Raw genomic sequence first — 14523 nt, 5'->3', positions numbered from 1 at the left:
CTATTTACTCGATTCTTTTGTAGAGAATTTTTGACTGGAGGGGGTCTGAGCTTTCAAGGGCCAGCCCGAAGGTGTTGTCGTCAATGAACTGTGCTTTATACTCCTGCGATGTCGACAAGCCATATAAAGAAAACAAGTCTTTGGCTACTTTTTTCTCGGTAAGTTTAAACTCGAAGTTCGACCGCCGTGCGATGTCGGCCACCCACACGTCGTTCTCACTCATAAACATATTAATAATTTTGTTGTCGTTCAGCTTCGCTATTTTGCCCACAAGGCTGTTGCCATTTTTTTCGATTCGTACCTGCATCCCCTCAAACATCGACCGCCCCTTTAGCTCCCACAGCCCCACAAATTTATCGTCGGGTACTTTCTTGTATTTGTCCGAACAGTTTACCAGCACCAGCATCACAACTATCAGGCTTATGAGTTTCGGCAGGGTTTTAAGGGTATGTATCATTATTTCAGGGGCTTTATTTCGATTAAACAAGCAGCCTTTGGCTACTACTTTTACAAATTAACAAACAATCGGTCTGAAAAGACAACAATCCGTCAACGAAAATTCTGGATACGGCCCAAACACCTACTGGTTTTCGTAAATCCACGTCAGGATTTTCTCTACTTCCTTACGAATACTGGTGGTTGATTGGTTAAAGTTATTGTTCATGAAACTCACAATCAGGGTTTTGCCTTTTTTGGTAACCAGATACCCGCTCAGGTTATACACCCCACCCAACGAGCCTGTTTTGGCAAAAATAAACGGCTTTTCGGTGTTTTTATAGCCATTCTTCAAGGTTCCTGACTGCCCCCCTACTGGCAAAACCGAATACAGTTTCTGGGCGGGCAATTCGGCACTTATTTTTTCGAGCAGCTTCACAATTGAGCGCGGCGTAAAGAGGTTATACCGCGACAACCCCGAGCCATCAACCCACTTGGGTTTGTCGGGTAAATCCTGCAAATATTTTTCTGTAATGGTTTTAATGGTAAAAGCCGAGCTAAGCGAGTCTTTCAGGGTAGCCCCACAAAGCAGCAGCAGGTGTTCGGCCAGCATATTATCGCTTTCCTGCATCATGAGGCGGTACACATCTTCCGAGGGCATACTGTAAAGGGTTTTTGCCTCTTTTGCCACAGGCACGTGCAGCAGGCTTACGTTTTTACGGAGGGTATCAATCAGTAATTGCTGGGTTAGGCCCGTCGAGGTCTTGAACGGAACATCCTGTTGGTAGCTGTTTTTTTGCAGCAGGGCTTTAGGTAATAAAAACACGTTATCGGCCGGAATCCGCACAACGTTGCTGCCTTCGTCTTTTTTATAGAAACTGTTTTCAAAAATAACAGGCTGTGTAATTAAATTACCTTGCGCCACTTTTACGCGCACCACATTGCCATACATGGGCAGGGCTGCCATCTCGGCCGAGTAATAATCGTTGTAGTCGTCCCAAGCCCAGCCGTCGCCCATAGGCTGATTACCGAAATTGCCATCCGAAAAATAAAAGTATTTACTGGCTTTATGGCTTTTCAGGAAGTCGAAAGTTCTGGTATTTTTTAAATCAGGATGAAAAAAAGTAGGGTCGCCCGTTCCCCAGAAGGTCAGGGTATCATTTTTAATAGTATAGCGCAAAGCCGGAATCGAATCGCCCAGCGTTTTCAGGCAGGCATAAAAAGTAAATAGTTTGGTGTTCGAGGCAGGGGTAAAGTACCGGTCGGCATTTCTTTCAAAAAGAGTCTTTTTTTGCGCCACATCATAAATGGCCATGCCCGTAAAGTTATGGGCAAATACCGCCGAGGTGTCAATCAGGGTAGCATACGGCTTTTTAGTTGATAACGAACGCTGAGTATGGCATGAAATTCCAACGAAAGCCAAAAGGGCTAGTACAACAATCTTCTGCATAAAGTTATTTTTTTCGTGAATTTACTCCAACATTCTTAAAACTTGCAACCTTTCTAGGCAAGAAATCTATTATTCTGCCCATTTTATGCGGCCTAACTCGCATAATAACCCGTTTCCGGGTTTATTGTAAGGGGCATTTCAAAAACACAACCGCTTATGCTGCGGGGTTACGCTTGCCGCGCCCGTAACTTCGGCAAAGAAACTATTTAGTGGTTTGTTCCGTTTTGCCTCTGACACTGTGTTATCGGCACAGCTATTGGGCAAGCCCTGCCGCCACACTTCACCTGTTAGCACACCTGAGCATAACTATTAAATACAATACTGGTAATAATCTTAACAAATAAACTGATGAACAACCTTGAGATGTCTGTAAATGTAGCTATTAACAACTGGCAACAACAAGTAAACGCTTTTAATAGCGTACTCGACAAACTTTCGACCGATGACCTGCTGCAAGAAGTAGCCCCCAACAGAAACAGAGGCATTTACCTGCTGGGGCATCTGGTAGCCGTACACGATGCCATGTTGCCGCTCTTGCGTTTTGAAGAAGCGTTGTATCCTGAGCTACGCCCTGTTTTTATTGAAGCTGCCGATAAAACAACAGAGACGCTGCCACCCGCTGAGCAACTAAAAAGCCAATGGAACGAAGTAAACAATAAATTGCTGGCGCATTATAACGCCCTACCTGCCGACGAGTGGTTTACACGCCACGGCAGTATTTCGGAAGAGAATTTCGCGCATGAGCCACAACGTAACCGCCTGAATGTGCTTTTGAGCCGTACCAATCATTTAAGTTACCATCGGGGGCAACTGGCCTTTTTATTAAAGAAAAATCAGGATTAATCTGCCAATTTTGTATTCAAACTTCCTGACTTCTTTCATTACTAAAGAAAAATCAAGCCAGCCCAAAAAAATAAGGCTACCCGAAGCACTTCGGGCAGCCTTACACAATATACTATGTTTGGCAGTATTACCTGCTTACTACAAATCGTTTAACAACGGTGCCGTTTTCGGTATGCAAACGCACCAGATACGTACCTGCGCTTAGGGTGCTTACGTCTATCTTCTGATAAAACGTCGGAATATCCGTTAGGTAGTCTCTTTCCATTATTTTTTTACCACTGGCACTAATCACTTCCATTCTTACCCGACCCGGCTTGGCCAAATCGGTTATAATCTGGATTTCGTCAGGGGCAGGGTTTGGTGCCAACGTAAGGGTTTTATCGAGCGTAGGCTCAACAGCCAACACAGGCGGCGGCCCCGGAAGCTGAATTTTCAGGTTGTCGATAGCCCAACCCCAACCATACGCCAGTTCGTCGGAATACAGCCTGAACCGAATCAGCACCACATCTCCGGCCACGAAATCGCCGCTGTTAAGCATTTTTACGGTTCTGCTCCGATACAACGCCGAGCTACCCAGTGCCTTCGAGTCCTTGCTGTTAATGATAGTTCCGTCCGAAGCCACCACAGTACCCGTAGCCGAGCTACTATTAAAGGTACGTAGCCAATCCGAATTAGCCGAAGCATCGTAGCCATCTTCAAACGGCACCCACGAAATACCACCGTCGTAAGAGCCTTCCACCACCACGTAGTCGTAGAAACCCAAGTCGCCAAAGGCAATTCCGTTTTCGCCCGGTTCTACCAGCACTACTTCGTCAAAAATAATCGTAGCCGAGTCTTTCTGTGCTTTCAGTTCGATAGGTCTGAGCAACATGGCTATCGTGTTTGCTTCCAGATTTTCGTCGCCTCCGTTTTTATAAGGGTGCGCCGAGTGCAAAGCTCCGTTACTAAAGCCATTGGGTTGTGCCACACCCCACCCGCCTATGGTAGCAAAATCATCGGTAGGTGAGTTAAAGTCGTTCGAGTAAGTCTGCACCGGTGTTTGCGATTTCAGTTCGGTTACCACAAATTCAAAGTAATCAGGCGTTGGCTCAACATTTACTCCGGGGGTATTCATGTAGGCAGGTAAAATGCCCACATTCTTATTTTTCGATTTATCAACGGCCACTACCCTATACAGCACGCGGTCGCCTACTTTCAGGTTTTTAAATACCTCTTTGGCCAGATACGCGTACGCATCCTGCTGCCCCTGCGAATACTGAGGGTCGTCGGTAGCAGGGTTATATTTTTTCAGGCCCACAGATGCCTGCGCTTGCCCGTTTACCAGATACTCTACATACACCGTATCGATGCCATGTTGGTAGTCGTCGTCAACGTTAGCAATAATATCAGGCACGGTTTTACCCGAAATAAAATTTAACGGAATAGACGAAATAAACGGTTTCGATTTATCTTCAACCCCAACCCTGAAACCATAATAGCCACGCGTAGGGGCTTCGGCCGGAGAGGTGTAGCGGCGTTTGTAGCCATCTTCCGTTACCAGATAATACCTGATAACCGCGCCGGCTCTCGATACCGGAATCACGGCCGTGTATTGGTCGGTTGTGCCTACTCTTTTCAAATCAATGGCTTTGGCGTTGGCCATCAGGGTGTCGTCTTCGGTATAATACACTTTGGCACTACCCGCTGTTATCGACGTATCACTCTTGATAGTAGCCGTAACCGTTACGCTGCTAACGACGGCTTCGATATTCTTGATACGCGTATGTAACAACGACGTACCCCACCAGCCCATATCAGCAAATATGTTTCGTACCAGTGGGCCTGGGTCACGGATAACCTCACGCTGGCTGGCGGTCGAGGTCATTAATGAGTTTTCGTTGCCCGAAGGGTAGCTTGGGTCGTTCAGGTGAGAGGTGCTCGACCCCGCCTGATACGTAAGCGGTGCATACAAACGTGGTTTTTCGGTGCCATTGGCTGCCGCTATGGGGCTAGCAAAATAAAGGCTGTTGCCTACCAGTTGCTGGCGCAAAGCCGACGACGGATTGGCAAAATTTTTAGTGTCAATCAGTTGCTGGCCTGTACCGTTCTGAACGAAATGGTCGAATATAAACGGTGAGCCGGTTTCGTACCCCCACGAAGCCGTGGTGGTGGTTGACGTTGACCGTAACGACGACGTAAACCCTAAGCCGTGGCATAGCTCGTGCAAGACTACTGACGTAAAATCGTACTGGCTTGAGCTAGGTACACCCGTACCCAGATACCAGTTGGCCGAACTGTTAAACTCGGCGTCGATGTCAGACTCATTAATGGAATTAAGCTCCTGACCTGATATTTTTTCGGCCAGCGCAATCGGATACCACGTTCCGGCTTTTTGCTGACCGGGGAAATTCCTCGAAAATGTTGCCGGACTCGCCTGCCCCAGAATAGTACCTTGCTGATTACCGCTATCAATAGGGTGCCACACAGCATTAATGCGGATAGGCACAGGCGAACTGATGATGTTCGACCAGATGTCGACCGCCAACTGAAACGCTTGCTGCGCCTGCGGCGAAAACCCCGTATAAGTTACCAGAAATGTCGATTTAGCCGTAGCACGAAGGTTGGCTTTGTTTTTAATGGCTTGTTCTACTTCTTTGGCAAAAGGCACATAGGTATTTGCATCAACAACATTGCCCGGGCAAATAATCTTTATCCCCTTCATAAACTCAATTTTATCGGGGTTGCTTTTGGCTAGGTCCTGCGGGCGCAGTTTGGTTGTTTTCTGAGCAAATACTGACACCACTAAGCAAATTAGCAAGCCAGAAATGTAGATTTTTTTCATAATTATAAAAGTCAATTTCCTGAACACCAGGGGGGTCTTAACAAAGATACGTAAATCAATTGGCTAAAGTTGCAAACAAATTTGTTACAAGGTAGAAATTCTACCGCACATAATAACGTTTTTGTTGAACTAATATTGGAACAATGCACCTAAGCACGGCTTTTTCAGGAAGCCTCCGGCATTTACTTTTAAGGTTGGTTTTCCTGCACACGAAAGTGTCGGATTAACCCGCCGAACTGCTTATCTTTGCATCATAGACGGAAACTGTGATTTGAACGATGCAAGCACCTAAAGAAATATTATATAAATATTGGCAATATGATTCGTTCCGGCCTTTGCAGGAAGAAATCATCGGCTCGGTTCTGGCCGGAAACGACACCCTCGCCATTATGCCAACCGGCGGTGGCAAATCGGTTTGCTTTCAGGTTCCGGCCCTTATCATGGAAGGCGTGTGCATTGTTATTACGCCGCTGGTGGCACTCATGAAAGACCAAGTGGAGCAACTCAAACGCCGCGGAATCAGGGCGGCGGCTATTTATTCGGGTATGCACCGCACCGAAATTGATTATACCCTCGATAACTTCGTGTACGGCGACTACAAGTTTTTGTATGTGTCGCCCGAACGCCTCCTGACCGAAATCATGCAGGAGCGCACCAAACGCATGAAAGTGGCCTTACTGGTGGTCGACGAAGCCCACTGTGTATCACAATGGGGCTACGATTTCCGCCCGCCCTACCTCAAGATTCCTGACTTTCGGAAATTTGCCCCCCATGCGCCTGTAATTGCCCTCACAGCCACCGCCACCAAAGACGTAAAGGCTGATATTCAGCAAAAACTCGACTTACGCAAACCCCAGATTTTCCAGCAGAGTTTTGCCCGCCCTAATATCTCTTATTCGGCCTTTTGCGAAGACAGCAAAGAGCGCAAACTGTTCGATATCCTGCAAAAAGTGTCGGGGTCGTCAATTGTGTATGTACGCACCCGCAAACGCACCAAAGAAGTGGCCGACTGGCTGAATGAAAACAAAATCAGGGCCGATTTCTACCACGCAGGCTTATCTATGCAGGAACGATTCAAGAAGCAGGAAGCATGGATAAAAAACCAGAACAGGGTTATTGTAGCCACAAACGCCTTCGGTATGGGCATTGATAAACCCGATGTGCGCACGGTTATTCACCTCGACCTGCCCGAAACCCTCGAAGCCTATTATCAGGAAGCGGGCCGCGCCGGACGCGACGGCCTGAAAGCCTACGCCATTCTGTTGTATTTCAAGACCGACCCCGAAGACCTCATCAGGCAAATAGAATATAAATACCCGCCTGTCGAAAACCTGAAAAGAATCTATCAGGCTTTGGCTAACTATTATAAACTGGCCGTAGGTGGCGAAAACTTTGAAAGCTATGACTTCGATTTTCAGGATTTTATCGGAACCTTCGGGCTAATGGCTAACGACACCCACAACGCCCTGAAAAAACTCGAAGAAGAAGGGCTTATCCAGCTAAGCGACTCTTACTTTAGCCCTTCCAAATTGTGTTTGCGTGTCGATAACCATGAGCTTTACAATTTCCAGATTAAAAACCCCACTTACGACAAATTCACGAAGTTGCTCTTACGCACCTACGGCGGCGTGCTTTTTACCGACTTCACTATTATTTCGGAAAGCACCCTCGCAAAGAATTTCTTTGCCAGCACTACCGAGGTCGAAAAAATGCTCGAATACCTGCATCAAATAGGCATTGCCACCTATCAGAAACAGAAAAATAAACCGCAGCTTACTTTCCTGACCCCTCGGCAGGACGTAGACCACTTGCCCATTAACAGGGCCGAAATGCACAGACGCAAAACCCGTGACCTCGAAAAAGCCAGCTACGTAAACGACTACACACTGGAAGAACGCCGCTGCCGGATGCAGTTCCTGCAACAGTATTTCGACGAACTGACCGAAGCCACCTGCGGAATATGCGATAATTGCCTCAAACATAAAAAACGTGAAGTACCACTGGAGATTTACGCCAAATACCGCCAGAAAATTCTGGAAATTCTACCCGCAAATATTAAAAACGTTGTCGACTACCACTTTTTCAGTAACAAAGATTACGTTACCGAAGTAATCAGACAGATGATTGAAAACGACGAAATATGGTATTCTGAGCTAGGTATTTTACAACCTAAACAAAACCTTTGGGAACAATAAAGGCGTTTAGAAGTAGCCTTATTGTTTATTAATGGCCGTACCAAAAGCCGTTTGCCCCCTCGGCAGGGCAAGCGGTTGCAACCTGTTTTCCTGTTCATATTCTGTGTACGTTGGTATCGTGCCAACCATCATAGCTGCTTTTTCTGAAAAGCATACGCACCTTTTTAATAGTGAAACCTCAATAGCTTTGCTGGCTTTTAGAAAAAAACCACAAACCTTTAGCACAAGCACTTTTTGCCAAATGACAAATACCCGACAACAAACTATTTCTACCTTTGCCAAATGGAAAAATTTATTGACTACGTTTTACTATTTGGTCATTTGAACAAACAACAAATTGACCTTATTACAAGCAAAGCAAAGGAATTGGTGCTTCGCAAAGACGAATTCTATTGGGAAGCCGGAAAAACAGTGAAACAAATTGGTTTTCTAACCGAGGGGGTTATTCGTGTTTTTTACTACAACAACAAAGGCGACGAAATTACACGCTACTTTATTGACGAAAACCACCTGATTTTATCGGGCAACACAATTGACGAAATCTATACGCCTTCCGAATATTTATCGGCAATTACCGACTGCAAAATGCTTGTTTTTTCAAAACATGATTGGAATGAAATTACCGAAACCATTATTGGCTGGGACACTATCATTCAAAAAATAACGGCTAAACATCATCGGGAAAAAATCGAACGGCGAGGCGAATTAGTTTCGCAGGATGCAACTACGCGTTATCTTGAATTCATGGAAAAATTCCCGACATTGGTCAATCGTGTGCCATTGTCGTTCATTGCTTCTTATCTGGGAGTTACACAATCTTCGTTGAGCAGAATAAGAAAAAATATCCGCTAAAATCTCTTTTTGCCAAATGGCAAATGGTTTCATTTTTTATTGAACAACCTTTGCAGCAGCAAATTTTAAAATCAAGAAAAATGAAATCAAGAAAACTAGGAAACAGCCCATTAGAAGTGTCTGCACTAGGTTTTGGGGCAATGGGTTTGAGTTTCCCAAACGCACCCACCAAACAAGAAAGCATACAACTGATTCGTTCGGCCGTCGAACTCGGAATTACGTTTTTCGACACCGCACAAGGCTATGGCGAAAACGAATTGTTGGTTGGCGAGGCACTTGAACCATTTCGGAACCAAGTTGTTATTGCAACAAAATTCGGCTTCAAAGACGGAAATGTAAGATTGGGCCTAGACAGCCGCCCCGAAACCATAAAAGCCACTGCCGAGGCATCTTTGAAACGATTACGAACCGATGTAATTGATTTGTTTTACCAACATCGTTTTGACCCTAACGTGCCAATTGAAGACGTTGCAGGAACCGTAAAAGATTTAATCGGGCAAGGCAAAGTAAAACACTTTGGTTTGTCGGAAGCACCTGCCGAAATCATTAGAAAGGCGCATGCCGTTTTGCCCGTAACGGCTTTGCAAAGTGAGTATTCGATGTTTTACCGCGCACCCGAAACAGGCATTATTGCTACATTAGAAGAATTAGGAATTGGCTTTGTTCCGTTCAGTCCGCTAGGCAAGGGCTTTTTAACAGGAACAATCAACGCAAACGTTGAACTCGACAAAGACGACATAAGAAATTTTTCCCCACGTTTTAGTAAAGAAAACCGAGAAGCCAACCAAGCATTAGTCGATTTGGTTGTTTCCATCGCCACAGCCAAAAATGCCACGCCTGCGCAAATTGCATTGGGCTGGTTGTTGGCTCAGAAACCATTTATTGTTCCAATTCCGGGTACATCAAAATTGCATCGTTTGCAAGAAAACATCGGCTCTGCCAACATCAGTCTGACAACAGACGAATTAAGCAAAATAAATGCGGCTTTGGCAACAATCAATATTATTGGCGAACGCTACTCTGCACAAATACAAGAAGCCACAGCCCGAAAATAAGCAGTAACACCACGGCTGAAAAACACAGTCGCTAACAGCGGTTAGCCTAACGGGGGCAAGCGTTTTTGGTCTGAAACACTGGGGCTACCTTTGCATGGCGTTAATAGTCTCGACTTTTATTCAGTATCATATAGCAAAGCATAAAGAATATCATGTCGAAGAAAAACAGATTCCACCACTTGAACCAAGCAACCGATAACATAAACGCCTAACACCTTGCCCCCAATTAAGCCCTATTGATAACAGATAGGCTCATTTTTTGTCCTCAAAAAAAATAGCGTAGATAAACAGCCCGATTCCGGCCAGTACAAAAATATAATCTAAAATATGCCCCCTGCCATTCAGGATTTTAATAATGGCGATAAGAATCAATCCGGCCGATACCAGTTTTGACGCAACACTCCCGCCTTTTTTGTCTGACGGCGTACGATAATATTGCCCCAGTTCTTCCTGATGTTTATCTGCCAGCATTAATAGTTCTTCTGCCCGTTCGACCGACACAACACATTTCTTTTGGATTGTCTTTATTTTTTCTTCAAAATCAACACCCAGTAAGAGGGTTTCAAAAGCAGTTTTGACTTCTTCGGCCTGATAGCCTTGCGCTTCAAGCTGTTCTAAAATGTTCATTCGTTAATTAATAGTAATGATATACTTGTTTGTAACAATTTAACGGATAATTTTTTGTATATGAATACAGATGTTCAATTGATATAATTATAAATACAACCTTTACTTCCTTATGAAAATATTAAAAGCATTATCTGACGACGATTTATATCATTCCTATCTGGCGTTTACCAAATGAGAGAATAAACTACGACATATTTCCCCATAAGAGCAATAAAAACATATTCATGAATTAAAGCATCTACAAAGACAGGAGATTAGAAATTTAAAAAAATCACGTATTAATTCATGGAAGTATGAAATTGGCAAAAGACTAATAACTATTGAAACTACTGACAGGTAAGTGGCCAACCTAATGCTATCATTTGGATGCTGCCATAAGTATTTGATGTGATAACAAAATTGATAGCTTTTTACGGGGACAACACATAATTCTACCTCTGTCTGGTTTTCTAAAAATAACTTAGTCTTATAATAGCTGTCAATAACCAAGGCGTTAGGCGTTAATCGGTATCGCTTTAGCTTCTTATTTAAATTTTTTTTGTTTATACTCCCATCTTTATTAGTCTCTTGTTTATTAGTCTCTTCTGGATTAGTCTCTTCTGGATTATATATGCTTTCAAAATTTTCATCTATATGTCTATAAGTTACTATTATGTAAATATTAGATTTAGGTCTACTAATCTTAATGAGCCGTGGTCTTTGAATAAATTTTTCATATGTCCATACATCTCCACTTCTAGCTTCTGAGTGAATAGCAGCAAAAATTTTATATGTTTTTCCCATGTATATTATAATTTAAATGTTAGATATATCTATATTTTTAAGTATAATCCTGACTCATAGGTATACGCATCTACAATAGCACAAATAATCCCGAATAAATTTAGCTAATAATTATTACTTTCTTCTCTCTAGTTTCTAAACATGAAAAGTAGATTCCAAATACCAAACAAAAGTTAATAACTTTTAGTAGAATAAAAACAATAATACCGAGTACATAAAAGAATATATTTAAAGTGCTTATAGGAAGCAAAGCTGGGTAGTAATAACTATTCATATATATATCCTTAGAATTTTATATAATTAAAAACATTGCAACTAATATAAAGCATTTAAAAATAAGTTTTTTTTGTAGAAAAAAATAACACTATGCTATGAAAACAATTAAGCAACGCATAGGTTTATTTTTTACTTAACAAGTGCTTCGTACAGAATCTCGACCGGATGCTGGGCTATGCGCCCTGTGCCATCTTTTATCTGGTGGCGGCAACTAGTGCCGGGGGCGGCAATAATTACGTCGTCGGGCTGTTTCCTGACGGTCGGAAAAAGCACCAGTTCACCAATTTTCATCGAAACCTCATAGTGTTCGGCTTCGTACCCGAACGACCCCGCCATGCCACAACAACCCGACGGAATCAGGTGTACTTCATAATTGGCCGGTAACGATAAACTCTTTTTGGTAGGCGTAAGCGACGACAACGCCTTCTGGTGGCAATGCCCGTGTAATTTTATGAGCCTTTTCTCGGTCGAAAAAGCCTCTTTTTTAATATTGCCTCTGTCTATCTCGCGGGCAAACCATTCTTCAAATATAAAAGTATGCTGGGCTAGCTGTTGGGCAGCCTCCTGCAAATGGGCAGGCACTAGCTCAAGGTACTCGTCTTTCAATGTCAGAATCGCCGACGGCTCAATGCCAATAATCGGGGTTTCGGCCTTAACCAGTTCTTTGAGCCTATTCACATTCTGAATGGCTATTTTTTGCGCCTCCCGAACCATCCCTTTCGACAAATACGTTCGTCCGCTTTCGGTATGCGCAGGTATAATAACTTCATAGCCCAGTTGCTGTAAAAGCAATATCAGTTGCTGGCCTATGCGCACATCGTTATAATTCGTGAATTCGTCACAAAACAGGTATACTTTTTTATCTGACCTGAAGCCCCGCACCTCGGCCGACTGCTCATACCATTTTCGGAGCGTTTGCTTGTGCAGCAAAGGCATGGTACGCTCAGGATGAAACCCCACAACCCTGTTGGCTATGCGGCGCGTAAAGTTGGTCTTGAAAATAAAGTTATATGCCCACGGAGCCAGCATAGCCAAGCGCATTTGTTTGGTAAAAGTACCAATCAGTTTTGAGCGGAACGGAACCCCGTTTGTGTCATAATACGATTGCAGAAACTCGCCTTTCATTTTGGCAATATCCACGCTCGACGGGCATTCCGACTTACAGGCTTTGCACGACAAACACAAGTCCAGAATCTCTTTGGTTTCTTCCATGCCTACCTTATTGGCCGCAGGTTGGGTCAGGTACTGGCGCAGAATATTAGCCCTTGCGCGGGTGGTGTCGCGCTCGCTGCGGGTAGCCATATAACTGGGGCACATAGTACCACCCGTTATTTCGGTTTTGCGGCAATCGCCCGAGCCACTGCATTTCTCTGCCAGCCGCAGCATATTCTCCTGCCCCGAAAAGTCAAAAACCGTTGTCGGTAGCCCAACAGGTTGGTCAGGCACATACCGCATGAAGGCGTTCATGGGTGGGGTATCTACAATTTTTCCTTGATTGAATAGCCCCTGAGGGTCAAAAATCCGTTTTACTTCTCTGAAAAGTGCATAGTTTTTTTCGCCCATCATGAACGGAATAAACTCGCCCCGCAAACGTCCGTCGCCATGCTCACCCGAAAGCGACCCTCCATATTTTTTTACCAGCGCAGCCGTTTCAGCCAGAATGGTTCTGAACAACTGCTGCCCCTCCGATTTTTTCAGGTTAATCATCGGCTCAACGTGCAACTCGCCCGCACCCGCGTGTGCGTACATCGAATACTGCACCCCGTGGTTTTTCAATAGCACCTCTAGTTCGGCAATATAAGCGGGCAGGTCTGCCACATCAACGGCACAATCTTCTATGAGGTTAACGGGTTGCGTATCGCCGGGCAGGTTTCTTAACAAGCCAAGCCCGCCTTTGCGCACATCCCATGCTTTTTTGGCATCGTCCTGCAATAAAATCGGGTAGGCATAGCCTAGCTGGCTGGCCTTTAATTCGGCAATCAGTTTTTCTGCTTTTTCCCGAATATCGGCCTCGGTTTCGGCAAAAAACTCAACCATCAGAATCGCCTTCGGGCCACCCTCAATAAAAAACCTGTTTTTCGATTGCTCGATGTTGGTTTTCGTAAACTCCAGAATAAAGTCATCTACCAGTTCCGATGCCGCACACCCATGCCTGAGCGCAATCAGGTTTGCCAGTAGGGCTTCGTGCAGGCTTATCGTATGCACGGCCACCATGCCTGCTTGGGCGGGGGGTAAATCAATCAGTTTAAGTTTGGCTTCGGTTACTAGGCACAACGTACCCTCCGAGCCAGCAATTAAACTACTCAGGTTTAGTGGCTGGTCTTTCTCAAACTGCCACATATCTGCAATTATATCAAGGGCATAGCCCGTGTTGCGGCGGGTAATGCTCTTTTTCGGGAAACCCTCATTTATAGCCGCCCTATTGCCGGCATCGTTAATGAGCGCACTCAACTGCCTGTAAATAGCCCCTTCGGCATTATTCAGCGCGCATTTTTCTTGCAGTTCGTGGGCGGTTATGGCTCCAAAAACGGCTTGGCTGCCATCGGCCAGCAGGGCGGTTACTTCCAGCAGGTTGTCGCGGGTGCTACCCCATATAATAGAATGCAACCCGCAGGAGTTATTCCCAATCATGCCGCCAATCATGGCACGGCTCGAGGTCGAGGTTTCCGGCCCGAACATAAGCCCGTAGGGTTTCAGGTGGGCGTTCAGGTCGTCTCTGATTACGCCGGGCTGTACCCTTACCCATTTTTCAGTGCGGTTTACTTCCAGAATCTGCCTAAAGTTTTTTGAAACATCAACCACCAGCCCCTGCCCCACAACCTGCCCGGCCAGCGAGGTTCCGGCTGCACGTGGTATCAGCGTAAGGGCGTTCTCCTGAGCAAACCTGATTAACTGGCGTATATCCTGCACACTTTTGGGTAAGGCAACGGCAAGGGGTTTTTCCTGATACACCGAGGCATCGGTGGCATATACGGCCCTGATGGCCTCGTCGGTAGTGGTATTTCTGAAGTATAATTCTCCCTCAAACGCTTTCAGCAATGACTCAAACATCGGGTTTTGTTTTTTTGGGTTAAAATTACAAGAAGAAAAGGCATTTTTGCTATGTATCTGAAAAGAAAGAATTAAATAAACTTTAAAATTTCATGATTATGCTCCGGCATTGGCAGTTTATTAACAATATTC

11 protein-coding genes are annotated in these 14523 nt (G+C 44.8%); 4 read left to right on the top strand and 7 right to left on the bottom strand.

Annotation, left to right across the window (positions count from 1 at the left end; translation table 11 throughout):
- Positions 1–4: 4 nt before the first annotated feature.
- From WAA15_RS12295 to WAA15_RS12285, 3 genes are all read right to left on the bottom strand, one after another.
- A complete protein-coding gene (locus tag WAA15_RS12295) occupies positions 5–457 on the bottom strand; it encodes a hypothetical protein (RefSeq protein WP_337043059.1) in 453 nt (150 codons plus the stop codon).
- A 123-nt stretch (positions 458–580) separates the two neighbouring features.
- Positions 581–1885: a D-alanyl-D-alanine carboxypeptidase/D-alanyl-D-alanine-endopeptidase gene (locus tag WAA15_RS12290; protein WP_337043058.1), complete on the bottom strand. Its 1305-nt coding sequence runs from the start codon at positions 1883–1885 to the stop codon at positions 581–583.
- 138 nt (positions 1886–2023) lie between these two features.
- Complete coding sequence (locus tag WAA15_RS12285) at positions 2024–2179, bottom strand: hypothetical protein (RefSeq protein ID WP_337043057.1); 156 nt, start codon at positions 2177–2179, stop codon at positions 2024–2026.
- A 54-nt stretch (positions 2180–2233) separates the two neighbouring features.
- On the opposite strand from WAA15_RS12285, the gene WAA15_RS12280 reads away from it, so the two are divergent.
- The gene (locus WAA15_RS12280; protein WP_337043056.1) at positions 2234–2728 is read left to right on the top strand and encodes a DinB family protein; all 495 of its coding nucleotides are present in this window, start codon (positions 2234–2236) and stop codon (positions 2726–2728) included.
- A gap of 127 nt (positions 2729–2855) precedes the next feature.
- Here the strand turns inward: WAA15_RS12280 and WAA15_RS12275 are convergent, their stop codons facing one another.
- A complete protein-coding gene (locus WAA15_RS12275) occupies positions 2856–5549 on the bottom strand; it encodes a T9SS type A sorting domain-containing protein (RefSeq protein ID WP_337043055.1) in 2694 nt (897 codons plus the stop codon).
- Between the two features lie 278 nt (positions 5550–5827).
- Between WAA15_RS12275 and WAA15_RS12270 the strand changes: the two genes are divergently transcribed.
- The 3 genes from WAA15_RS12270 to WAA15_RS12260 all read left to right on the top strand — a co-directional run bounded on the left by WAA15_RS12270 (position 5828) and on the right by WAA15_RS12260 (position 9651).
- Entirely contained in the window at positions 5828–7744 is a 1917-nt protein-coding gene (locus WAA15_RS12270) for a RecQ family ATP-dependent DNA helicase (protein ID WP_337043054.1), read from the top strand.
- Between the two features lie 282 nt (positions 7745–8026).
- Complete coding sequence (locus tag WAA15_RS12265) at positions 8027–8596, top strand: Crp/Fnr family transcriptional regulator (RefSeq protein ID WP_337043053.1); 570 nt, start codon at positions 8027–8029, stop codon at positions 8594–8596.
- Positions 8597–8676: 80 nt separating this feature from the next.
- Positions 8677–9651, top strand: coding sequence for an aldo/keto reductase (locus WAA15_RS12260; RefSeq protein WP_337043052.1), 975 nt, complete (start codon positions 8677–8679; stop codon positions 9649–9651).
- Positions 9652–9903: 252 nt separating this feature from the next.
- On the opposite strand, the gene WAA15_RS12255 is transcribed toward WAA15_RS12260, so the two are convergent.
- From WAA15_RS12255 to WAA15_RS12245, 3 genes are all read right to left on the bottom strand, one after another.
- Positions 9904–10278, bottom strand: a complete 375-nt coding sequence (locus tag WAA15_RS12255; RefSeq protein ID WP_337043051.1) for a hypothetical protein — start codon at positions 10276–10278, stop codon at positions 9904–9906.
- Between the two features lie 225 nt (positions 10279–10503).
- Positions 10504–11064 (bottom strand): hypothetical protein, encoded by a 561-nt coding sequence (locus WAA15_RS12250; protein ID WP_337043050.1) that lies wholly within the window; start codon positions 11062–11064, stop codon positions 10504–10506.
- Positions 11065–11469: 405 nt separating this feature from the next.
- Positions 11470–14391: an FAD-binding and (Fe-S)-binding domain-containing protein gene (locus WAA15_RS12245; RefSeq protein ID WP_337043049.1), complete on the bottom strand. Its 2922-nt coding sequence runs from the start codon at positions 14389–14391 to the stop codon at positions 11470–11472.
- Positions 14392–14523 lie beyond the last annotated feature (132 nt).

This window comes from Emticicia sp. 17c (genome assembly GCF_037153985.1).
Lineage (GTDB): Bacteria > Bacteroidota > Bacteroidia > Cytophagales > Spirosomataceae > Emticicia.
This window is presented reverse-complemented; position numbering and strand designations above follow the sequence as displayed.